Here is a 21,973-nt window from a genome sequence, read left to right on the forward strand (position 1 = left end):
GGGCGTGGGGACCCGGCGTTGTGGGTGGTTCCCCCGGGGGGGTGGGCCGGCCCGCGGGGGCCGGCCGCCCCCGTGACCTCACCCCCCCGCGGTGGTGCGGGCGGTCCCGCCCCGGCCGCCGGCACCACCCACCCGCACACCACGACCGAGGAAGGAGGAACGAGAGGGGGAGAAACCGCCACGCCGCACCGAAACGGGGGACCTGGCCTGCCTGACGAGAGGGAGAGCACAGCTCATGGCCAACCACACCACCGCCACCCCGCACCACCTCCGACACCCGGCGCGCGTCGGGCTGGCCGCGATCGCCGCCACCCTGCTCGCCGCCACCACGGTGACCGCCCTCGCGGTCACCGGCACCGCCACCCCGGCTTCGGCGGCCGGGTTGTCCCCCTTCGACATCTCGGGCCGTGGCGCGACCGTCCCGTTCATCGAGCAGGAGGCGGAGAAGGCAGCCTCCAACGGCACGAGGATCGGCCCGGACCGGCGGTACGGCACGCTGCCGTCGGAGGCGTCCGGCCGCGAGGCGGTCACCCTCGACTCCGTCGGCGAGTACGTCGAGTTCACGCTCACCGCCCCGGCCAACGCGGTCACCTTCCGGCACAGCCTGCCGGACAGCCCGGCCGGCACCGGCCGGGACGCCGCCCTCGACCTGCGGGCCAACGGCACCCTGCTGAAGTCGGTGCCGGTGACATCGCGGTACGGCTGGTACTACGGCGGCTACCCGTTCAACAACAACCCGGGCGACACGAACCCGCACCACTTCTACGACGAGACCCGGGCGATGTTCGGCACCACCTACCCGGCCGGTACGAAGATCCGGTTGCAGGTCTCCTCGACCGCCCAGTCGCCCTCCTTCACGATCGACCTGGCGGACTTCGAGCTGGTCGCCCCGGCGATCAGCAAGCCCTCCGGTGTGCTCGACGTGGTCACCGACTTCGGCGCCGACCCGAGCGGCGCGACGGACTCGACCGCGAAGTTCCAGGCCGCTGTCGACGCCGGAAAGGCCCAGGGCCGGGCCGTCTGGATCCCGACCGGCACGTTCACCCTCTGGGATCACGTGGTGGTCGATGGGGTGACCCTGCGTGGCGCCGGCCCGTGGTATTCGGTGCTCGGCGGGCGGCACCCCACCGACCGCAAGCGGGCCGCCGGCATCTACGGCAAGTACGTCCCCGGCGGCGGCTACACCGGGGAGATCCGGGCGCACGAGGCGGGCGGACCGAGCCGCAACGTCACCCTGCGGGACTTCGCCATCATCGGCGACATCCGCGAGCGGGTGGACGAGGACCAGGTCAACGCCCTGGGCGGGGCGATGACCAACTCGGTGGTGGACAACCTCTGGTTGGAGAACACCAAGGTCGGGGCGTGGATGGACGGCCCGATGGACAACTTCACCATCCGCAACAGCCGCATCCTGGACCAGACGGCCGACGGGGTGAACTTCCACACCGGCGTCACCAACTCGACGGTGACCAACACGTTCGTCCGCAACACCGGCGACGACGCCCTGGCGATGTGGGCGCAGAGCGTGCCGAACGTCAACAACTCGTTCACGCACAACACCATCGGCGTGACGCTGCTGGCGAACCACCTGGTCAGCTACGGCGGTCGGGACATCAAGATCACCGACAACGTGACGGCCGACTCGCTGACCAACGGCGGTGGCATCCACGTCGCCAACCGCTACCCGGGCGTGCAGGGTGACACCGCGGTCCGGGGCACCTGGACGATCGCCCGGAACACCTTGATCCGCAACGGCAACTCGGACTACAACTGGAACTTCGGCGTCGGGGCGATCTGGTTCTCCGCCCTCAACGAGGCGTTCCAGCAGGCCACCATCAACATCACCGACACCGACATCCTGGACAGCTCGTACGCCGCGCTGCACTGGATCGAGGGCCAGACCAGCGGGATCAACCTCACCAACGTACGGATCGACGGCGCCGGCACGTACGCGCTCCAGGTGCAGGCGCCCAGCCAGGTGTCGTTCACCAACGTGCGCGCCACCAACATCGCGCAGAGCAACCCGATGCACAACTGCGTGGGCGGCGGCTTCCAGATCACCCAGGGTTCCGGCAACTCGGGCTGGTACACGTCGACCCCGTACTGCGGCCCGTGGCCGGAGCCGCAGTGGGGTGGCGGCCCCAGCACCCCGCCGACCACCGGCCCCACCACCGCGCCACCCACCACCGCGCCACCCACCACCGCACCGCCGACCACGCCGCCCCCGACCACGCCGCCGCCCACCGGCGGGAACCTGGCGCTGAACCGGTCGACGACCGCGACCAGCACCAACCAGAGCTACACGGCGGGCAACGCCGTGGACGGCAACGCGGCCACCTACTGGGAGAGCGCCAACAACGCCTTCCCGCAGTCGCTGACGGTGGACCTGGGCGCGGCCCGCTCGGTCGACCGGGTGGTGCTCAAGCTGCCCGCCGGCTGGGAGCAGCGCACCGAGACGCTGTCGGTGCTCGGCTCCACCGACGGCTCGTCGTACAGCACCCTGGCGTCGTCCGCCGGTCGGGTCTTCGACCCCGGCACGGGCAACACCGTGTCGATCGGGCTGCCCTCCGGTGACCGCCGCTACATCCGGGTCACCGTCACCGGCAACACGGGCTGGCCGGCCGCCCAGCTCAGCGAGGTCGAGGTGTACGGCGGCACCGCCACCACGCCGCCGCCCACCACCGCAGCACCGACGACGGCCCCACCGACCACCGCCCCGCCGACGACGCCCCCGCCCAGTGGCAACCTCGCGGCCGGACGGTCGATCACCGAAACCAGCCACTCCGACGTGTACGCCGCTCCCAACGCGGTGGACGGCAACGCCAACACCTACTGGGAGAGCGCCAACAACGCCTTCCCGCAGTCGCTGACGGTGGACCTGGGCGCCACCCGTTCGGTGTCCCGGGTCGTGCTGAAGCTGCCGCCGTCGTCGGCATGGCAGACCCGTACGCAGACGCTGTCGGTGCTCGGCTCCACCACCGGCTCGTCGTTCACCACCCTGAAGGCGTCCGCCGGCTACACGTTCAACCCGGCCAGCGGCAACACGGTCACCGTGACCTTCACGGCGACCAGCCAGCGGTACCTGCGGCTGACCGTCACCGGCAACACCGGCTGGCCCGCCGGCCAGCTCAGCGAGTTCGAGGTCTACTCCAGCTAGGCCGACGGCCCCCGTCCGAGCAGGGCGGGGGCCACCGGTCGGGAGCCCGGCGCAGCGCGGCGCCGGCCCGCCCGCACCCGTCCCGCACCGCACCGTCCCCCACCTGTCGCGGCACGACGGGCGTACCCCTGCACCCGTCACCGGGCAACGCACCCACACCACCCCCGAAAGAGGTGTAGCCACCCATGTCCAGAAACGGCCCCACCCGAGGCACCCCGCGTGCCGGCTCGCCCGGTCCCGTCCCCCGAGCCGACCGAGCCGACCGAGCCGACCGAGCCCACCGAGCCGGCCGACTGCCGGCCCGCCGGCGGCTGCTCGCCGGCGCGCTGGCCGGACTGCTCCTCGCCGCCGTCCCCGCCCTCACCCCCGCGACCGCGGCACCGGCGGCGAAGCCGGCTCCGGCCCCGGCCGGGTCCGCCCGCGCGGCCCTGCTCGCCGGGCTCTCCGCCAGCATGAGCGCCAGCAGCTACAACCAGAACTACGTCGCGGGCAACGCCAACGACGGCAACGCGTCGACCTACTGGGAGAGCGCCAACAACGCGTTCCCGCAGTGGATCCAGGCCGACCTCGGCGCCACCGTCAACGTGGACCGGGTGGTGCTCAAGCTGCCGCCCTCATCGGACTGGCAGACCCGCACCCAGACGCTGTCGATCCTCGGCTCCACCAACGGCTCGACCTTCACCACCCTGAAGGCGTCCGGCGGCTACACGTTCGACCCGGGCACCGGCAACACCGCGACCGTCAGCTTCACCGCGGCCAGCACCCGCTACGTACGGGTGCAGGTCACCGGCAACACCGGCTGGCCGGCTGCCCAGTTCTCCGAGGTCGAGGTGTACGGCGCCAGCGGCAGCACCGACACCCAGGCCCCCAGCGCCCCCGGCAATCTGGCCTACACCCAGCCCGCCAGTGGTCAGATCCGGCTCGCCTGGTCCGCGTCCACGGACAACGTCGGCGTGACCGGGTACGACGTCTACGCGGGTGGCGCGCTGCGCGGCAGCGTCAGCGGCTCGACGCTGACGTACACCGACAGCCAGCCGGACACCGCCACGGTCTCGTACTACGTGCGGGCCAGGGACGCGGCCGGCAACCAGTCGTCGAACAGCAACACGGTGACCCGCACCGGCACCGGCACCCCTCCCACCGGCACCAACCTGGCGGTCGGCAAGCCGATCACCGCCTCCGGGTACGTGCACACGTTCGTGGCGACCAACGCCAACGACAACAACGTGACCACCTACTGGGAGGGCAACGGCAACCCGAGCACGCTGACCGTGCAGCTCGGCGCGAACGCCAGCCTCAGCCAGGTCGTGCTGAAGCTCAACCCGGACTCCGCCTGGGGTACGCGTACCCAGAACATCACAGTGCTCGGCCGCGACCAGGGCTCGTCGACCTTCACCACCCTGGTCGGCGCGGCGAACTACACCTTCAACCCGGGCAGCGGCAACACGGTGACCATCCCGGTCTCCGGCGCCGCCGCCGACGTACGGCTCTCGATCGCCTCGAACACCGGCGCCCCGGCCGGGCAGGTGGCCGAGTTCCAGGTCATCGGCACCCCCGCGCCGAACCCGGACCTCACCGTGACCGGCATGTCGGTCAGCCCGTCCGCCCCCGTGGAGACCAGCACCATCACGCTCTCGGCCACCGTGCGCAACGCCGGCTCGGCGGCCTCCGGCGCCACCGACGTCAACTTCTACCTGGGCTCCACCCGGGTCGGCACCGCGTCGGTCGGCGGCCTCGCGGCCGGCGCCTCGACCACGGTCAGCGCCAGCATCGGCACCCGCGACGCGGGCAGCTACCCGCTCAGCGCGAAGGTCGACGAGTCCAACACCGTCGTCGAGCAGGACGACACCAACAACAGCTACTCCAACCCGAGCCCGCTGGTGGTGAGCCCGGTCGCCACGAGTGACCTGGTCGCCTCGGCGGTGGCCTGGTCGCCGGGCAACCCGTCGGCCGGCAGCACGGTCACCTTCTCCGTGTCGATCCGCAACGCCGGCAGCGTGGCCTCCGCGTCCGGGTCGCACGGCATCACGCTCACCGTGCTCAACGAATCGGGCACGGTGGTGCGTACCCTCACCGGCTCGTACTCCGGTGTGATCAACGCCGGGGCCACCGTCGGCCCGGTCGACCTGGGCACCTGGACGGCCGCGAACGGCAAGTACACCGTGCGGGTCGTGCTCGCCGCCGACAGCAACGAACTGCCGGTCAAGCAGGGCAACAACACCACCGACCGTCCGCTCTTCGTCGGGCGCGGCGCCAACATGCCGTACGACATGTACGAGGCCGAGGACGGCGTGGTCGGCGGCGGCGCGGCAGTGGTGGGCCCGAACCGGACCGTCGGCGACGTGGCCGGTGAGGCGTCCGGCCGGCGTGCGGTGACGCTCAACTCGACCGGCAGTTACGTCGAGTTCACCACCCGGGCCAGCACCAACACGCTGGTCACCCGCTTCTCCATCCCCGACGCGTCGGGCGGCGGGGGCATCAACTCCACGCTGAACGTCTACGTCAACGGCACGTTCCACAAGGCCATCGACCTGACGTCCCGCTACGCCTGGCTGTACGGCAACGAGACCAGCCCGGGCAACTCGCCGAGCGCGGGCGGACCGCGGCACATCTACGACGAAGCCAACGTCATGCTCAACTCGACCGTGCCGGCCGGCAGCAAGATCCGCCTCCAGAAGGACGCGGCCAACACCACCACGTACGCGATCGACTTCATCAACACCGAGCAGGTCTCGCCGATCGCGAACCCGGACTCGGCCCGCTACGCGACGCCGGCCGGCTTCACCCACCAGGACGTGCAGAACGCCCTGGACCGGGTGCGGATGGACACCACCGGCAACCTGATCGGGGTGTACCTGCCCGCCGGCAACTACTCCACCTCGTCGAAGTTCCAGGTGTACGGCAAGGCGGTCAAGGTGACCGGCGCCGGGCCCTGGTACACCCGGTTCAACGCCCCCTCCGGCCAGGAGAACACCGACATCGGCTTCCGGGCCGAGAACTCGGCGGCCGGATCGTCGTTCGCGAACTTCGCCTACTTCGGCAACTACACCTCGCGCATCGACGGGCCGGGCAAGGTGTTCGACTTCGCCAACGTGTCGAACATCGTGATCGACAACATCTGGGCCGAGCACCAGGTCTGCCTCTACTGGGGCGCCAACACCGACTACATGACGATCAAGAACTCGCGGATCCGCAACCTGTTCGCCGACGGCATCAACATGACCAACGGCAGCACCAACAACCTGGTCAGCAACAACGACGCCCGGGCCACCGGCGATGACAGCTTCGCGCTGTTCTCGGCGATCGACGCGGGCGGCGCGGACATGCGGGACAACATCTACGAGAACCTGACCTCGACCCTGACCTGGCGGGCCGCCGGTGTGGCCGTCTACGGCGGCTACGGCAACACGTTCCGCAACATCTACATCGCGGACACGCTCGTCTACTCCGGCATCACCATCAGCTCGCTCGACTTCGGCTACCCGATGAACGGCTTCGGCGCGAGCCCGCCGACCCGTTTCGAGAACATCTCGATCGTGCGGGCCGGTGGGCATTTCTGGGGCGCGCAGACCTTCCCGGCGATCTGGGTCTTCTCCGCCTCGAAGGTGTTCCAGGGCATCCGGGTCAGCGACGTGGACATCGTCGATCCGACCTACAGCGGCATCATGTTCCAGACCAACTACGTCGGTGGGCAGCCGCAGTTCCCGGTCACCGACACGGTCTTCACCAACATCTCGATCAGCGGCGCCCGCAAGAGCGGTGACGCCTACGACGCGAAGTCCGGCTTCGGCATCTGGGTCAACGAGATGCCCGAGTCCGGGCAGGGGCCGGCCGTCGGGTCGGTGACCTTCAACAACCTGCGGTTGAGCAACAACGCGGTGGACATCCGCAACACCACCTCGACCTTCACCATCAACCGCAACTGAGTCAGGCCGTACCGGATGCCGCCGGGAGGTTCACCCTCCCGGCGGCATCGCGCCGTGCCGGCCCTCGCCGGCGGCGAACCGGGCCGCCCCGGCCGCCGCGTCGGTGGCCAGCGAATCCATCCCGTACGCCAACTCGGTCGCCAGCGCCTCCGCCTCGGGCCGTCCGGCGCCGGCCAGCACGGCCGCCCGGTCGTTGCGCAGGCAGGTCTGCGGATGCCGGGCGATCGCCGCGGCCAGCTCCTCGGCCGCCGCCCGCGCCCGGCCCGGCGGCACCACCCGGTTGACCAACCCCATGGTGTACGCCTCGTCGGCGGGCACCGCCCGCCCGGTGAGGATCAGGTCCAGGGCACGGCTCTCACCGATCAGCCGGGGCAGCCGGACCGTCCCGCCGTCGATCAGCGGTACTCCCCAGCGTCGGCAGAACACCCCGAGCGTGGCGTCGGACTCGGCGACCCGCAGGTCGCACCAGAGTGCCAGCTCCAGGCCGCCGGCCACCGCGTACCCGGAGATCGCCGCGATCACCGGCTTGCTCAGCGCCATGCGGGTCGGACCCATCGGGCCGTCCCCCTCCGGCTCGACCCGATTGCCGCTGGGCGTGCCGATCGCCTTGAGGTCGGCGCCCGCGCAGAACGTGCCGCCGGCACCCCAGAGCACGGCCACCGCCGCGTCCGGGTCGGCATCGAACGAGCGGAACGCGTCCGCGAGTGCCCGCGCGGTCGGCCCGTCGACCGCGTTGCGGGCCGCCGGGCGGTCCAGGATCACCGTCGTCACCGGCCCGGCGCGCTCCACCCGTACACCCATCGGCCCATGGTGCCTGGCGGAGCGCCGGAGCGCACCCACCGGATCATCCGCACACGTTGCTACAGGTCCGTCACCGCCGACCGGTTTGCGACGGCGTTCGCCGGGAAGTCGGTCCTCGTGCGAGAGATCCTGACAAAGATCGAGCAGGCGTCCCGGCTGGACCGGGTGGGTGACCGGCTGCAACGGGTGGTGCTGGGCACGCTGCGTCCACGGCGGTTACGCGACCTCCTGCACGGGGTGCCGCTGGGCCATCCCCTGCACCCGGCGATGGTGCAGGTGCCGGTGGGCTCCTGGATCAGCGCGGCGGTGCTGGACCTCATGCCCGGGCAGCGCCGGGCTGCCACCGCGCTGGTCGGGCTGGGCACCGTCAGCGCCGTGCCGGCGGCGATCGCCGGCCTGAACGACTGGGTGGCCCTCGCCCCCGACCAGCGGCGCGTCGGCCTGGTGCACGCCGCCGCGAACGGCATCGGCCTGACCTTCTACGCCGGCTCGCTGGCGGCACGGCTCTCCGGCCGGCACGGTATGGGCCGCGCTCTCGGCTTCCTCGGGCTGTCCGCCGCGAGCCTCGGGGCCTACATCGGCGGGCACCTGGCGTACAAGCAGGGGGCGCAGGTCAACCAGAGCATCTCCGAGCTGCGCCGGATGAGCGACGGTTGGCACTCGCTTGTCGACATGTCGGCCCTGCCGCAGCGCACGCTGGTGACCCGCGAGGTGGACGACGTCTCGGTGATCCTCTACCGCCACGGCGACGAGGTCACCGTCATGCTGGAGCGCTGCCCCCACCAGAGCGGGCCGCTCGGCGAGGGCGAGGTCCAGGAGATCGACGGCCACGCGTGCGTGGTCTGCCCGTGGCACGGCAGCGCGTTCCGGCTCAACGGCGGCGAGGTCGTACTGGGGCCCTCCGGCAACGACCAGCAGATCCTGCCCACGCGGATCCGCGACGGCGTGCTCCAGACCCGCGTCCCCTGACATGCTCGGCTGAGCGCGACCGGACGCCGTCGGGCTGGTGTCGCTCCCCGTCGACATACCGCGGAGTCATAGATATACCTCTGAGGTATATCGCTTTCCAGACCATCTGCCGCCGCATGCTGTCGCGCGACCGGTCAGCTTCGCCGGTGCCGACCGGTCGATGGCTCGTCCGGCACGGCATCCCAGTCGGGCCCGCCGGCGGCCGGTCCGCGCTGGTCACGACCGGTCCAGCCTTCGTCGCCGGTCCAGGCCTCCTCGCCGGTCCAGCCCGGTGCCGCACTCAGGGCCGGGTCTCCGGTGGGCGCCGCCGTGCTCTCGGTGGCCGCTGCCGCGCGGCTGGCGGCCCATGCGGCGCCGCTGCTCCGACCGCCGCTGCGGGAGCTGCCGCCGCTCCGATCCGCGCCGCTCCGATCCGCGCCGCGCCGGGGCGCGCGGGCAGCCGCGGCCAGCCGGGGAGCCGCGCCGGCGGTGGCCGGGCGGCGGCGCAGGCCGAGCACCGCGCCGATCTGGGCGCCCACGATGCTCGCGACGGCCAGCACGGCGGAGACCGCCAGCGGTCGGTTCACCCGGTCGGTGGTTCCGGCCCGCGCCGCGCCGACGGTCATCGGGGGTACCTGACCCGTCGACTCCGTACCGCCGGGGGGCGCCTGCTCCGCCCGCTCCGGCGCGGTCCGCTCGGGCGCCGGTCGCGGGGCCGGCGGCCTGGGCGCGGCGGGCCGGCCGACGAGTTTTCCGGTGGCGTGCGGGCGGGCGCCCTGGTCGGCGGCCTCCGCTGGCAGCCGGAGCAGTTGGCCGGGGCGAATCCGATCCGGGTCGTCCAGCCGGTTCAGCTTGGCGAGCTGTCGATAGTCGCCGAACTCGTCGAGGTACCGCTCGGCCACCTCGCCGAGGTAGTCGCCCCGCGCCACGCGATACACCGGGGCCGCCTGGTCACCGGCGCTCGGCCCGTCAGGCGCGACCAGCCCGAGCGGCTCGCTCCCGGCCATGCCGAGCGGCCCGCTCCCGGTCATCCCGAGCGGCCCACCTTCGGGCAGTCGGGCGGCTCCGGTCGAAGCGCTCGACTGGGCGTACGCCGGAGCGGTGTAGACCGCCGCGGCGCTGGCGGCGGCCGGGCTGGCCGCGAGGATCAGCGCGACCGAACCGACCAGCGCGGCGGCGGCCTTCTGCTGGCGGCTCATCCCCGGCAACTTCGGCGCCGGCCGGCGCAGGGTCTGCGCGCCCAATTCGACGATGACGGAGAAGGCGAACGTGGCCCAGCCGAACCAGCCGGCCAGCGCCAGGGCCCGCAGGAAGAGCTGCCCGTCGTCGCGGCTGGTCAGGGCGGTGCCCACCTCGGCGAGGGTGGGCAGATGGTCGGGCAGGGGATTGCCCGCGAAGGCGAGCAGCGCGACCGGCGCGCCCGCAACCAGAGCGCAGAGCACGACGAGCGCACCGACGCCGGTGAGGACGCGTCCGGTCCGCCGTACGACGGACCGACCCGATGCGGACATGGCGGCCTTCCTTCCTACGGTCCTGCGGTGATGGCCCGCGCGGTCGCCTCGCCGGTGACGGTGACCCGGTCGGCGAAGCCGAACAGCCCGAGCATCGAGCGGCGGTAGGTGATCGTGACGCGTACCCGGACGACGGTCTCCCCGGCGATCTGCGGGAAGCTCACGGTGTGGCCGGTGGTGCCGGCGGCGGAGAGATAGTTGGCGACCGCGACGCGGGCCTGCGGCTGGTCGATCCGCGTCGGCCCACCCTCGATCGCGGTGGCCCGGTCGATGGCCTGCCCGCCCGCGCGGGCCGCCTCCGCGGCGAGGTTGTCCGCGCGTTGCAGCGTGCGCAGCTGACCGGCGCCGTCGAACGAGAGACCCACGATGGCCAGTACGCCGATCATCGCCACCGCCAGGAAGATGCTCACGCGGCCGTGGTCGCCGGAGAGCGGACGGACGGTCATCGCCGGCTCCGGTAGCGGTCAAGTGGTGAGGTGAAGCTCGCCTCGACGCGGTTTTCGCTGGGCATGCCGGGCACGGCCGAGAGGCGCAGATCCCGGAAGGACACCCGGCAGGCGACCGTGACGGTGACTGTCGCATCCTGGCCGAGCGCGCTGCGGTAGGCCCTGTCGAAGCTGGTGGTGGCGCCTCCGACCGAGCCGCTGAACGTCACGGTCGGAGTGCCGCTGCAATTCAGCCCTCGCCAGTCCAGCTGCTGCTGAGCCGCCTCGCGGGCTTCCCTGCGGGCGTCGGCCGCACTGCGGGAGATCGAGGCGGCGCGGGCCGCGTCGTGGGCGGCGGCGTCGATGGCCTCCGCCGCCACCGCGCTGCGTCCGGCCACGCCGGCCAGCACCATCAGCGCGATGAACGCGGGTGCGAGCACCGCCACCTCGATGGAGACCGAGCCCCGCTCGGCGGGCCGGTTCACGGCGGGGTCACCCGCTCCACCGTCCCGTGCGCGGTCTGCTCTACCGCGAAGTCCACACCGGGCACCACCGACAGGGATCGGCCGGTCACCGTGCAGGTCACCTCGACCGCGGTGGTCACGCAGGTCGGGCCGGTCCTGTCCCAGCCCAGCAACCAGCCGCCGGTGGCGGACAGGAACCGGGTGGCGCTGGCCTTCCCGGCGCTGTCGGACGCGTTGTAGAGCCGCTGGGCGTTGACCCCGCTCTGGGCGGCGTTCAACGCCGTGGAGCGGGCCAGGAAGACCGCCGAGACCTGGAGCGAGGCGAACAGGAGCACCAGGATCAGCGGCATCACCACGGCCAGCTCCACCGGGTTGGCACCCCGCTCCCGGTCGCCGGCCACGAGGCGACACCGGGCGGCGAGAACCGCCCGGCGCCACCTTCCGGACGCGGCTCGGCGCATGCCGGCTACTTCGGGTTCGTGTGGTTCGGGATGGCCTTCATCCAGTCGTTGGCCTTGCCGAGGGCCAGGCCGGTGACGATGGTCGCCACGAAGACCAGACCGAAGATGATCACGGCGGTCGGTACCGGGCTGTCGCCGCGCTCGCCGTCCCGCCGCAGCTCGGCGAAGCGCGTCGTCACCACGACGTGCAGGTAGGTGAGGATGGACATGGCGTACTCCTTCTCGGGGGTCGGATCAGACACGGGCGATGAACGGATAGACGACGAAGCCGAGCAGCACGAAGACGAGAAGTGCGCCCGGGATGTCGAGTCGGCTGGTCACGCCCTCGGCGCGGGCCAGGTTGTCGGTGCGGATCTGGTCGCGCAGCGAGTCGGCCCGGCTGCGCAGGGTCTCGTGCACCTGCGCGCCCTCGCTGCCGGAGGAGCGCATGATCGCGCCGACGTCGCCCAGCTCCGGGATGCCGATCTTGTCGGCGAGGTCACGCAGCTCGTCCCAGGGCGCGTGCATCTGCATCTGGGCGATCCGCAGCGACTCCTGAAGCCGGTCGAACACCCAGCCGTCACAGACCGCGGCGGCCCGCTCCAGCGACTGCACCGGCCCGTGCGCGGCGGAGAGCTGCAGAGCCACCAGATCCAGGTACGTGCAGACGGCCTGGCGGAACTCGTCGCGGGCGGCGTCCGCCTTTGCCAGCACCGAGCGGTGCGCCAGCAGGCCGGCGATCAGCGCCATGCCGAGGCCACCCAGCACCGGTACGACAAGCGGCAGCGAGACACCGAGCACGAACAGCGCCACCCCGAGCAGGGTCGGCGTGGCCAGTCCGATGAGCGCGGACAGCAGCACCGACAGCGCGTACTGCTCGGGGGTCTGACCGATCAGGGCGAGCTGCCGGTGCGGTGGTCGCAACCAGCGGGACAGCCCGGTCAGCCAGTCCAGCCGGCGGGAGGCGGGAGCGGCCACCCGCCCGGTGCCCGGCGGCTGGTGCAGGCGGCGCAGCGCCGGCCCGAGCGCGGGGGTCGCCGGAACCAGCTCCCGGATCACCAGGAACAAGCCCAACCCGATCGTCGCCCCGCCACAGACCGCGACGGCCAGGTGCCAGTTGAGGATCACCGCGACCGCCTTCCGGGGCTGCGCCGCGCTTCGCCGCTCGCGCTCACGCGATCACCTCCTGCGGGTCGGGGGCCGGCAGGAACCGGGCCGGCCGCTGCGGCTGGCTCATCGACCGCACCCAGGCCAGCAGGCCGATGAATGCGGCACCGAGAGCGGCCATCACCACCTGACCCGTCGGTGTGCCGTACGGCTTGATGTATTCGGTGTTGACCAGCCCGTACGCCAGCGTCGCCAGCGTCATCCCGGTCAGGAAGCGGACCGCGAACCGGGGCTGGGTGCGCTTGGCCTCGATCTCCCGGCGGGTCGCCACCTCCGCGGCCGCCGCGCCGGCGATCGAGCCCAGCACGTCGCCCAGCCGCTCACCCCGGTCGGTGAGGTGCAGGATCAGCGCCGCCACGACCTGGTCGCAGACCGGATCGCCGATCTCGTCGGCGAACGCCAGCAGCGCGGAACGGGCCAGCCAGCCGGCCTGCAACCGGGCGGCGAGCAGCCGTACCTCGTCCTCGATGCCGGGTGGCACGCTGCCGATCGTGCTGATGATCGCCTGTTGGAGGCCCTGCCCCGTACCGGAGACGTCCTTGAGCCGGCGGGTCCACTCGCCGACGGCCTCGATCCGGGCGATCGCCCGCTGCTCGGCCTTGCCGACGGCGAACAGCCAAGGCGTGCCGGGCACCGCCACCGCCACCAGCAGGCCCACCACCGGCAGCCCGGTCAGCAGGAACGCCAACGCCCCGGCGACCACCGCGGTGAGCAGCAGCGCCTGGTAGGCCCGCCGCTCGGCTGGAGTGGCGCCGGAGCCGCGCCAGAGGCGGCTCAGGCCGGGCCCCGCTCCCGGGCCGGCCCCGGCGGGCCGGCGGCTGCCCACCAGCGCGACGACCGCCAGCAGCAGCCCGGCCACACAGGCGGCCCCGGAGACCACAGCGATCAACTCCAGGCTGTTTCCCATCAGGTCACCGCCGGGCCAGTCGGGTCTGTCGGGGACGCCGCCAGGCACCCGTACCGGCCTCGATCCACCGGGTCAGCAGCCGGGCGTCGTACCCCACCCGCAGCAACTGGTCGCGAACCCGTTCCGGGAGGTGCCGGGGGACGGCGCGGCCGTCCGGACCGGGACCGAAGACGGTGGTGGTGGTGATCCGTCCGGCCTCACCGGCCCCGATCACCTCCTCCACGTGCGAGACGAACCGGTGCTTACGGCCGCCGATCGCGCTCTCGTCCTCGACTGTGACGTAGACGATCAGATCGAGGGCGTTGCCGGCCATCCGGCGAGCCTGGTCGACGGTCATCTCCCGGCCGTGCGCCAGCGCCAGCTCGACGATCCGTTCACCCACCCCGGCAGCCGTACGGGCGTGAATGGTGCACATCGAGCCCCGGCTGGTGGTCATCGCCTGGAGCATCGGCACGATCTCCCGGGACCGGACCTCGCCCACGATGATCCGCAGCACGCCCATCCGCAGCGAGAGCGGGATCAGGTCGGCGATGGTCACCTCACCCGCCGGCCGGCCGTCGAAGCCGCGCTCGCCGTGCCCCTCCCGCGCCTCGAAGCTCATCACCGCCCGGTGCCGCTCCCGGCGACGGGCCGGCAACAACTCCCGACTCTCCTCCAGCAGCACGTACGGCTCGTCGGGTGGGATCTCGTTCATGAGCGCCCGGATGATCGTGGTCTTCCCGGCGCCGGCCAGCCCGGCGACCATGATGTTCAACCCGGCGCGCATCGCCGCACGCAGGAAGTCGCGCAGCAGCGGGTCGATCATCTCGTCCAGGTCACCCCGGGCGCCGGCCACGTCGTCGAGGCTCACGTCCAGGGTGTTGTGCTTGCGGATCACCGCGTACGGCCGGTGGCTGACCAGGAACACCGCGGCCAGTCGGCTGCCGTCGGGCAGTTGCAGGTCCAGGGTGGGCTTCACGGTGGACAGTGACCGTTCGGTCGCGCCGGCCCGCCGCGCCGCCGCCTGGAGGATCTCCACCAGCTCGGCGTCGCTGTCGGCGATCGGCTCGGCCCAGTCCACCCCACCGCCGTGCCGGGTGATGCGCACCACGTCGCAGCCGAGGATGTGCACCTCCTCGATGGTGTCGTCGACCAGCAGGGTCTGTAGCCGGCCCAGCCCGACCAGCTCGGCGGTCACCTGGTCGAGCAGCAGGCGTTCCTCGCCGGCGGCCATCGGTGTGCCGGCGCGACGGACCGCGTCCGCGTACTCGGCGACCACCGTGACGGCCAGCCGGGCCCGCTCGGTGTCCTCCTCGTCGACGGTGAACTCCCGGCCGCGCTGCCACAGGGTGAGCCGTTCGGTGAGTTCCCGGCGCAGCTCCCGGACCACCTGGAAATCCATCCGAGGTCGGGGTGCCACCTCCGGCGGCGGCGTGGCCGTGGGCATCGGCTGCGGTATCGCCGCCGACTGGTGGTGCCGGCCGTTCGGCGGGGCCAGCGGCGGCGCGGTGGACGTCGCGGCCGGCGGCTGCTGACGTGGGTCGGTGGAGACGGGCTCAAACCGCATCCGGCACCCCCTGCTGCACCGGCCAGGCCAGCCGTGCCCGCCGGCGTTCCAGCAGCGCACCGACCGGCACCTCCAGCGCGGCGGCCGCGCGCAGCAGCGGCCGTCCGGACCGTACGGTCCCACCGAGGGCGAGCACCCCTGCGGTACGCGGGTCGTGCGGCAGCCGGGCGATCACCGGCAGTTTCAGTCCACGGCTGATCTCCGCGCGCCCGTGCCCGTCGCCGACCAGCAGCAGCCGCAGGGTGCCCGGCGGCACCCGGTGTTCGGCGAAGTCCCGCTCGATCGCGGTGACCACCGCCCGGGTGCCGGACAGGTCGGGCAGGTGGGCCCGGGTCACCAGCAGCACCACCGAGGCGGCCCGCAGCAGTGGCCACGGTGGGCCGGTGACGTGCAGCCGGCCGCAGTCGACGAGCACGTCGTAGCCGGGAGTACCCCGGTCCAGGGCGTTGAAGTAGTCGGCGAAGCGCTGCCAGAGCGGGGTGACGCTGCCGGCCTGCGCCGGGTCGACCAACCCGGGCAGCAGCAGCCGTTCCCGGCGCGGCGCGTCCAGGTCGACCAGCTGCGACCAGAACCCGGTCTCCAGGTTGCCGTCGCGCAGCTCCCCGACGGCCAGCTCGCCGATGCCGCGCGGCCCGTCCAGCTGACCACCGAGGTAGCCGGCGAGGATCGACCCGCCGGCCGGGTCGCACTCGGCCAGGACCAGCCGGCGGTGCCAGGTCAGGGCACAGGCCAACGCCGAGGTGGTCACGCCGGGCGAACCCTTCGCGGACACCAACGCGATGATCGCCATGCTCAGGCCGCCTCGGTCAGCACGACCGCGATCCGCTCCTGGGCGGCCAACGCCACCACGGCGGGTACGTCCCGGATGAGCAGCGCCAGGTACAGCACCTTCTCGTCGTCCGTCGGGCTGACCATGTCGATGACGGTGGCCGCGAACCGGGTGCCCGCCCCGGCCGCCGCCCCGGTGGCGTTCTCGTCCGGGGTGCTGACCAGCAGCACCTTGTCTCCGGGGTGCAGCGCTCGGGCCGGCACCTGGGCGGTCTTCAGGCCGATCGCGATCTGCTGCTGACCCGGGCCGAGCAGCGGGTCGTCGGTGACCTGCCCGAGGGTGAGCAGGGTGCCCGGCACCAGCGCCACGGCGGCCCGCTTGCCGACCACCTCGTCCAGCCGGCCCGCGGGCACCGGGTGCAACCCCTGACCGCCGGCGACCTGCACGGTGATCAGATCGGCGGCGCTGACCTCCCGACCCACCTCCACCGGCCGGGCCACCGCGAGGTAGCTGCCGGTGGCCCGGACCGAGGTGACCGCGAACGCCGCCCCCAGCCCACCGAGGGCGATCAGGAGTACGGCGAGACCCAGCAGCCCTGGGCGGACGCGGCGCTGCCGGACCACCTTGGGCGGGCTGACCGGCGCGTCCACCGGCCCGGTCGCGTTACGCGTAGCCACACTCACCGTTCGATCTCCATTCCCGACTGTGGGGCTCGCAGAACCGGCTCACTCACCTGGTCACCACCTGGAGTTCCTTGATCTGGACCGGCACGGTGCCGCTGGTCCGGGTCTGCGGGATCGGGTCACCCTCGTCGCCGTCGTCGGTCCACCAGCGCACCGTCCAGTACGTGGTGGCGCCCACCCGGTAGGTGCCGGCCTTCGGGTAGCCGCGGTCGTAGCCGCAGTCCGGGGAGGTGCGGCCGGCGCGCTTGCCCTTCGGGTCGTACGGGGTGCCGGCCTTGGTGCAGGTGACCGTGTCGCCGTTGCCCATGTTCCAGACGATCCGGTCGACCTTCGCCTCGATCGAGACGGTCAGCCCACGGTCGGACGCGGAGGCGCGCAGCGGCCCGAAGTAGCTGGCGCTCGGGGTGGCCCACATCCACACGGGCAGGCCGACCAGGCCCGGGCCGATGTCCTTGCGGGGCGCCACCTTGAGCCGCGCCGGCAGCAGCTTGATCGACGCCAGGGCCCGGCGGGCCAGCTCCTCCGGGTCCGGCGGAGCGCCGAAGCCGGGCGGCGGCCCGTCCCGCAGCACCGTGTCCTGTGCGCCGAGATCGCCCCCGTTGCAGGTCTGCACGTACCACTGCTGACCCTCGGGTGCCGGCTTCTGCGGCGAGGCGAGCTTGTAGTAGCAGCCGTCGCCGTTGTTGAACCAGCCCAGCAGGTCGTCGTAGCAGGGGATCGTCCGCCCGCCCCACTGACAGACACCGCCGCCCCCGCCGCCGCCGGAGTCGCCGCCGCCGTTGTCGCCCCCGCCGCCGGGGCCGCCCGGCGTACCGGGCTCGTCGTCCCAGACGTTGCAGTCCGGTTGGCCGGGCGGACATCCGGCCCCCGGGTCGGCGCGTCGGGCGGCGGCGGCCGGCAGGGTCGCGCCGACCACCAGTAGCAACGCCAGACCGGCCCCCGCGAGCATCCGCCGGGCCGCGCCGGTGCGGGCTCTCCGCCCCCGGGTCAGCACGGCTGGTCCGGGTGCGCCGAGCCGGAGCTGATCAGCCAGCGACCGTCGGGATAGCGGGTGGCGGTGGCGGTGGCCAGATGTTTGCCGCCACCGCTGCCCGGGACCACGCGCTGGTCCTTGGTGTAGACCAGCCGGTAGCCGCTCGCGTCCAGGCAGTCCTGGATCTCCACGGTGGCCGGGTCAGAGTCCAGGCTGACGGCGGTCACGCTGGGATCGGACGCCAGCGTCCCGGTACGCATCGCGCCGTGCTCCTTTGCGTCGCGAATGGACAATTGCACCCGGGTCAGCAGCGGATCAGCGAGAAACCGGGACAGTTCCGGCGCGTGTGGATCATTGCGCCGACTCGCCGTCCGCGATGCTGCGAGATAACCGGAGTACGCCTCGAGCGCCGCCTTTTCGGCAGCTTCCCGTTCCGCGCCCGAATCGGCCCGCGCTCCGTCGCCCCGCGCCGTCGCCGGCCGATCGACCGCCTCCTGCCCGCTGCCGCAGGCGGTGACCGGCACCGCCGCCACGACCGCCAGCAGGCAGATTGCCGCTCGCCTGAGCTGCCGTCCGCGCACCGCTGAGCCCTCCTCGTGGTCGCCCGACGTGGCCATGAAGCACCGCCGCCGGGCATGCGGAAGCGCGCCCGGATCAGTGCCTTCCGGAGCTTTTACTGCGCTTCTGCATTCACCGTTACGGATCTTCTACAAATGCAAGGTCCCGTGTCGTCCGGTCGTAGAGGTGAGGCTTGCGTCACACCCAAGGGGCGAGCATAGGCTGACGCTCGCCGATGCAACAGAGGCAATTCAAGTGAACACTCTGCGTGATGATGGGTGGTGGTGGCGGGTGTTCGTGCTGCACTCCGGACGATGGCCGGTCGAGGGGTCGCCGACCGTCCGGCCTCGCCGGCCGGGGCCGATCCGCCGCAACCCCTGCGTCGGTCCCGAGAGTGGGACATCGCGCCGCCATCCCGGCATCCGGACTGCGTCCCGGGGCGACGGACCGGCCACCCCGTCTGCGGTGCCGACCGGCCCGCCCTCGGACGGGGAGATCATCGTGCCGCCGGTGGCGGACGTCGGTTTCCGCGCCATCCGCTACACCCGAGCGAACGTTCAGTCACGATCCGTGTTCACCTTTGCGGGGGGCGGCCGGCGTCCGGCGTGGTCCACGTGGCGCTGACCGGCCCTCCTGCGGCGGCACCCGGTCGGCGAAACCCGACCGATCGGGCGGCGGCGGGGCCTGCCCCTGGCCGTTTTCGGCCCGCGACCGGGCTGGCGATCCTGACGGTCAGTCCGCTGCTGCGGTTGGCAGTCGTGCGCTACGCCGTACCCACGGGAGCCCCCAGCCGGACCGGCTGCGACGCCTGCGGCGCGGCGGTCGGCCTGACCCGGCCCTGGCCGGCGCTCGGCCCGGCCGGCCAGTGCGGCCGGTGCCGGGCCCGGGTCGGGCCGCCGCCCGGCACGGTCGAGGTGGCCGCGCTCGCCGCCGTGGCGCTGCTGGCGCTGGTCGGCCCGTCGGGCGGGGCGATGCCGGCGCTGGCGTGGTGGCTCGCCTGGACCGTGCCGGCGGTCCTCGTCGACCTGGCCGTGCACCGACTGCCCGACCGGCTCACCCTGCCCGCGGCGGCCGGGACCTGGCTGCTGCTCGGCGCGGCCGCGCTCGCCGACGCCGACGCGGGCCCCTGGCTGCGGGCGATCGCCGCGGGCGCGGGGCTGGCGCTGTTCTTCGCCACCAGCACGCTGCTGCTCGGCCGCCGCGGCTTCGGGTTGGGCGACGCGAAGCTGGCGCTCAGCGTGGGGGCACTGCTCGGCTGGTATGGCCTGCCCGTCCTGCTCCTCGGGCTGCTGCTCGCGTTCGGGCTGTCCGCGCTGGTGAGTCTGGGACTGCTGGTCGCCCGACGGGCCCGGTGGAGCACGCACCTGCCGTTCGGCCCGTTCCTGCTGCTCGGCACGGTGGGTGCCCTCCTCCTGACCTCCTGACCGCCCACCCCACCGACCGTCCGCCGGCCCTCGCCGCCAGCGGCCCGCAAGATCGAGCACGATCTTGTGGCGAGGCGCGCGGCGGCACCCAGTGCGAGGCGCGCGGCGTTCGGGCGGCGGGGTCAGGGGCGGGGTCGGCTGGCCAGGTCGGGTACCGGGCGGCGGGCATCGGCGCGGCGGCGCAGCGCCTCGGCGGTCAGGCGGGCCAGAAGCGGGGTCGCCACCATGGCGACCAGGGCGCCGAGCAGCAGGCCGGCGGCCACGTCGTGCGGGTAGTGCACGCCCACGAAGACCCGGGAGAACGCGGCCAGCACGGCCAGCGGCAGCGCGACCAGTCCGAGCCGTCGGGAGAGCAGCAGTGTGGTGATCGCCAGCGCGCCGGCCAGGGTGGCGTGGTTGCTGGGGAACGACCAGTCACCCGGTGGTGGGCAGGTGCCGGCGACGATCGCCCGGCCCACCGTCCGGCACGGTCGGTCCTCGTCCACCACGGTCTTGAGCCATTCGCTGCTCGCGTACGCGAGGAGGGTCGGCAGCGGCGCGACCAGGGCGAGTGCCCGGTCGTGCGGGCCGCCGACCAGGCGGCGCAGCGCGGCCGCCACCAGCAGCGCGCCGAGCAGCAGGATCACCCCCTCGGTGGCGTGCCCGACGAACCACTGCACCGGGTGCGGGGTGCCGGCGGCCGCGTCGACGATGTCGCGGTACCACTCGGCGCTGATCTCTGGAACGTCCGTGCTGCCGTTGTCGGCCATGAAACACCTCACCAGACGTTCATACCTCGTTCACCTGGAAGACACCCTGGGAACGCGGCAGGGGGCAGCACAGGAGTCGAAGGTCGAGCCGGCCGCACGGAGGCCCGCCGGCAGGCGCTCAGGTCGGCGCGGGCCCGCCGGCCATGCGCTCGCGGACGGCCTCCAGCGCCTCGAAGGCGTACGCCCAGTTGTGGCACTTGAAGCTGCGCAGGCCGTCGATGGCGGTGTGGCAGTCGGCGCAGCGCACCCCGGGGATGGCCTCCGGCACCTCGGTGTTGACGTACCTGTGTTCGCCGAGGATGACCGTGGCGATCATGTTCTTGTCGTGCAGGCCGGTGAGTGCCGACGAGATGATGTCGTACCAGGTGATCCGCCGGCCGCACTTCGGGCAGTCCGGTTCGTCGCCGCTGACCCACAGCGGGGCGCCGATGCTGCGTGCCGGCATTCCCAGCAGCTTCTCCAGACGGCGGACGTCCGACTCCGGTGTGGTCCACCGGTGCCGGCCGGGCAGCGACGCGGGCGAGTCGTACACGGCGCGGAACAGGTCGTGGTCGACCCGCACGGTTTCCCGCTGACCGGTCATCGCGTCCCCCTCGGTGATTCGGTGCCCCCACCGTGGTCGGCGTCGACCAGGGGCGCAGCCGGATCAACGACACGAGGGGTCAGCGGGTCGTCGCCCCGGCTGCTAGACATCGAGATCTGACCGCGCGGCGAAGGGACCCCTCGTGACCGACCAGCCGACACCTGACACGACCGACGTCACCGCCCGACCCAACGTCGCCCGGATGTACGACTACTTCCTGGGTGGCAGCAACAACTTCGCCGCCGACCGCGCCGCAGCCGAGCGGGTGTTGGAGATCTTCCCGGGCACCGGGCTCGCGGCCCAGACCAACCGGCACTTCCTGCGCCGAGCCGTCCGGTACGCCGTCGGGCAGGGCGTCCACCAGTTCCTGGACATCGGGGCGGGGTTGCCCACCCAGGGGACCGTGCACGAGGTGGTACGAGCCGTGGCGCCGGACGCCCGGGTGGTCTACGTCGACTACGACGAGGTGGCCGTCGCGTACGCCCGACGGTTGTTGACGGACGTGCCCGGCGCGGCCGTCGTGCAGGGCGACCTGCGGCGGCCGGACGACCTGCTGGCCCACCCGGAGGTGCGGGCCACGCTCGACCTGGACCGCCCGGTGGCCGTGCTGCTGCTCGCGGTGCTGCACTTCGTGCCGGACGACGACGACCCGTGGGCTGCCGTCGCCCGGCTGCGCGACGCCACCGTGCCCGGCAGCCACCTGGTGCTGTCGCACCTGACGCTGGACGGCGTCCCGCCGGAGGTGGCCGAGCGCGGGCAGGCCGTGTACCGCACCAGCAGCGCCCCGCTGGTGCCCCGCACCCACGCCGAGACGCTGCGCTTCTTCGGCGGGTACGAGCTGGTGGAGCCCGGCCTGGTCGAGACCACCCGGTGGCGGCCGGACGGCGAGCCAGAGGCCGGGGACTCACACGGCTACGCCGGGGTCGGCGTCCGCCGCTGACG

Annotated in this window: 19 protein-coding genes and 1 pseudogene; 5 read left to right on the forward strand and 15 right to left on the reverse strand. The window is 72.8% G+C overall.

Annotation, left to right across the window (positions count from 1 at the left end):
* The first annotated feature begins 235 nt into the window (after positions 1-235).
* Positions 236-3,157 carry a discoidin domain-containing protein gene (locus ACFYPH_RS11520; RefSeq protein WP_387181053.1) on the forward strand — a complete coding sequence of 974 codons (2,922 nt, stop codon included), beginning with the start codon at positions 236-238 and terminating at the stop codon, positions 3,155-3,157.
* A 185-nt stretch (positions 3,158-3,342) separates the two neighbouring features.
* Positions 3,343-7,083 carry a discoidin domain-containing protein gene (locus tag ACFYPH_RS11525; RefSeq protein WP_387181056.1) on the forward strand — a complete coding sequence of 1,247 codons (3,741 nt, stop codon included), beginning with the start codon at positions 3,343-3,345 and terminating at the stop codon, positions 7,081-7,083.
* Between the two features lie 30 nt (positions 7,084-7,113).
* Here the strand turns inward: ACFYPH_RS11525 and ACFYPH_RS11530 are convergent, their stop codons facing one another.
* A complete protein-coding gene (locus ACFYPH_RS11530) occupies positions 7,114-7,884 on the reverse strand; it encodes a crotonase/enoyl-CoA hydratase family protein (RefSeq protein ID WP_387181060.1) in 771 nt (256 codons plus the stop codon).
* 117 nt (positions 7,885-8,001) lie between these two features.
* On the opposite strand from ACFYPH_RS11530, the gene ACFYPH_RS11535 reads away from it, so the two are divergent.
* Positions 8,002-8,853 carry a Rieske 2Fe-2S domain-containing protein gene (locus ACFYPH_RS11535; RefSeq protein WP_354853571.1) on the forward strand — a complete coding sequence of 284 codons (852 nt, stop codon included), beginning with the start codon at positions 8,002-8,004 and terminating at the stop codon, positions 8,851-8,853.
* Between the two features lie 457 nt (positions 8,854-9,310).
* Here the strand turns inward: ACFYPH_RS11535 and ACFYPH_RS11540 are convergent.
* The 12 genes and pseudogenes from ACFYPH_RS11540 to ACFYPH_RS11595 form a co-directional block, all read right to left on the reverse strand.
* Positions 9,311-10,343 (reverse strand): annotated as a pseudogene (locus tag ACFYPH_RS11540) (LysM peptidoglycan-binding domain-containing protein); the annotation flags it as partial.
* 14 nt (positions 10,344-10,357) lie between these two features.
* On the reverse strand, positions 10,358-10,789 hold the full coding sequence (locus ACFYPH_RS11545; RefSeq protein ID WP_354853574.1) for a pilus assembly protein TadG-related protein: 432 nt from the start codon (positions 10,787-10,789) through the stop codon (positions 10,358-10,360).
* Positions 10,786-11,253: a TadE/TadG family type IV pilus assembly protein gene (locus ACFYPH_RS11550; RefSeq protein ID WP_354853577.1), complete on the reverse strand. Its 468-nt coding sequence runs from the start codon at positions 11,251-11,253 to the stop codon at positions 10,786-10,788. The genes ACFYPH_RS11545 and ACFYPH_RS11550 overlap by 4 nt, the downstream gene beginning before the upstream one ends.
* Complete coding sequence (locus ACFYPH_RS11555; RefSeq protein WP_355064678.1) at positions 11,250-11,693, reverse strand: TadE/TadG family type IV pilus assembly protein; 444 nt, start codon at positions 11,691-11,693, stop codon at positions 11,250-11,252. The genes ACFYPH_RS11550 and ACFYPH_RS11555 overlap by 4 nt, the downstream gene beginning before the upstream one ends.
* A gap of 5 nt (positions 11,694-11,698) precedes the next feature.
* Positions 11,699-11,902: a hypothetical protein gene (locus tag ACFYPH_RS11560; protein WP_354853908.1), complete on the reverse strand. Its 204-nt coding sequence runs from the start codon at positions 11,900-11,902 to the stop codon at positions 11,699-11,701.
* A 25-nt stretch (positions 11,903-11,927) separates the two neighbouring features.
* A complete protein-coding gene (locus ACFYPH_RS11565) occupies positions 11,928-12,797 on the reverse strand; it encodes a type II secretion system F family protein (protein ID WP_354853911.1) in 870 nt (289 codons plus the stop codon).
* Positions 12,798-12,843: 46 nt separating this feature from the next.
* Complete coding sequence (locus tag ACFYPH_RS11570; RefSeq protein ID WP_355064680.1) at positions 12,844-13,746, reverse strand: type II secretion system F family protein; 903 nt, start codon at positions 13,744-13,746, stop codon at positions 12,844-12,846.
* Positions 13,747-13,750: 4 nt separating this feature from the next.
* Positions 13,751-15,292, reverse strand: coding sequence for a CpaF/VirB11 family protein (locus ACFYPH_RS11575; RefSeq protein WP_354853586.1), 1,542 nt, complete (start codon positions 15,290-15,292; stop codon positions 13,751-13,753).
* The gene (locus ACFYPH_RS11580; RefSeq protein WP_354853589.1) at positions 15,282-16,082 is read right to left on the reverse strand and encodes a ParA family protein; all 801 of its coding nucleotides are present in this window, start codon (positions 16,080-16,082) and stop codon (positions 15,282-15,284) included. The genes ACFYPH_RS11575 and ACFYPH_RS11580 overlap by 11 nt, the downstream gene beginning before the upstream one ends.
* Before the next feature lie 2 nt (positions 16,083-16,084).
* Positions 16,085-16,744 carry an SAF domain-containing protein gene (locus tag ACFYPH_RS11585; protein WP_354853592.1) on the reverse strand — a complete coding sequence of 220 codons (660 nt, stop codon included), beginning with the start codon at positions 16,742-16,744 and terminating at the stop codon, positions 16,085-16,087.
* A gap of 46 nt (positions 16,745-16,790) precedes the next feature.
* Complete coding sequence (locus ACFYPH_RS11590; protein WP_354853914.1) at positions 16,791-17,693, reverse strand: hypothetical protein; 903 nt, start codon at positions 17,691-17,693, stop codon at positions 16,791-16,793.
* 38 nt (positions 17,694-17,731) lie between these two features.
* On the reverse strand, positions 17,732-18,268 hold the full coding sequence (locus ACFYPH_RS11595; protein ID WP_387181477.1) for a hypothetical protein: 537 nt from the start codon (positions 18,266-18,268) through the stop codon (positions 17,732-17,734).
* A gap of 723 nt (positions 18,269-18,991) precedes the next feature.
* Between ACFYPH_RS11595 and ACFYPH_RS11600 the strand changes: the two genes are divergently transcribed.
* Positions 18,992-19,699: a prepilin peptidase gene (locus ACFYPH_RS11600; protein ID WP_387181480.1), complete on the forward strand. Its 708-nt coding sequence runs from the start codon at positions 18,992-18,994 to the stop codon at positions 19,697-19,699.
* A 122-nt stretch (positions 19,700-19,821) separates the two neighbouring features.
* Here the strand turns inward: ACFYPH_RS11600 and ACFYPH_RS11605 are convergent, their stop codons facing one another.
* On the reverse strand, positions 19,822-20,448 hold the full coding sequence (locus ACFYPH_RS11605) for a phosphatase PAP2 family protein (RefSeq protein WP_355064682.1): 627 nt from the start codon (positions 20,446-20,448) through the stop codon (positions 19,822-19,824).
* Positions 20,449-20,566: 118 nt separating this feature from the next.
* Positions 20,567-21,031 (reverse strand): hypothetical protein, encoded by a 465-nt coding sequence (locus ACFYPH_RS11610; protein WP_387181067.1) that lies wholly within the window; start codon positions 21,029-21,031, stop codon positions 20,567-20,569.
* Positions 21,032-21,173: 142 nt separating this feature from the next.
* On the opposite strand from ACFYPH_RS11610, the gene ACFYPH_RS11615 reads away from it, so the two are divergent.
* Positions 21,174-21,971 (forward strand): SAM-dependent methyltransferase, encoded by a 798-nt coding sequence (locus ACFYPH_RS11615; protein ID WP_387181070.1) that lies wholly within the window; start codon positions 21,174-21,176, stop codon positions 21,969-21,971.
* Positions 21,972-21,973: the final 2 nt, after the last annotated feature.

Origin of the sequence: Micromonospora sp. NPDC005252, from assembly GCF_042872475.1 — a bacterium.
GTDB lineage: Bacteria > Actinomycetota > Actinomycetes > Mycobacteriales > Micromonosporaceae > Micromonospora.

Excerpts from the sequence above, each read along its gene's own strand:
- ACFYPH_RS11520 (WP_387181053.1), top strand. The coding sequence starts at position 236 with ATGGCCAACCACACCACCGCCACCCCGCACCACCTCCGACACCCGGCG.
- ACFYPH_RS11525 (WP_387181056.1), top strand. The coding sequence starts at position 3,343 with ATGTCCAGAAACGGCCCCACCCGAGGCACCCCGCGTGCCGGCTCGCCC.
- ACFYPH_RS11530 (WP_387181060.1), bottom strand. The coding sequence starts at position 7,884 with ATGGGTGTACGGGTGGAGCGCGCCGGGCCGGTGACGACGGTGATCCTG.
- ACFYPH_RS11545 (WP_354853574.1), bottom strand. The coding sequence starts at position 10,789 with ATGACCGTCCGTCCGCTCTCCGGCGACCACGGCCGCGTGAGCATCTTC.
- ACFYPH_RS11555 (WP_355064678.1), bottom strand. The coding sequence starts at position 11,693 with ATGCGCCGAGCCGCGTCCGGAAGGTGGCGCCGGGCGGTTCTCGCCGCC.
- ACFYPH_RS11560 (WP_354853908.1), bottom strand. The coding sequence starts at position 11,902 with ATGTCCATCCTCACCTACCTGCACGTCGTGGTGACGACGCGCTTCGCC.
- ACFYPH_RS11570 (WP_355064680.1), bottom strand. The coding sequence starts at position 13,746 with ATGGGAAACAGCCTGGAGTTGATCGCTGTGGTCTCCGGGGCCGCCTGT.
- ACFYPH_RS11575 (WP_354853586.1), bottom strand. The coding sequence starts at position 15,292 with ATGCGGTTTGAGCCCGTCTCCACCGACCCACGTCAGCAGCCGCCGGCC.
- ACFYPH_RS11580 (WP_354853589.1), bottom strand. The coding sequence starts at position 16,082 with ATGGCGATCATCGCGTTGGTGTCCGCGAAGGGTTCGCCCGGCGTGACC.
- ACFYPH_RS11590 (WP_354853914.1), bottom strand. The coding sequence starts at position 17,693 with ATGCTCGCGGGGGCCGGTCTGGCGTTGCTACTGGTGGTCGGCGCGACC.
- ACFYPH_RS11605 (WP_355064682.1), bottom strand. The coding sequence starts at position 20,448 with ATGGCCGACAACGGCAGCACGGACGTTCCAGAGATCAGCGCCGAGTGG.
- ACFYPH_RS11610 (WP_387181067.1), bottom strand. The coding sequence starts at position 21,031 with ATGACCGGTCAGCGGGAAACCGTGCGGGTCGACCACGACCTGTTCCGC.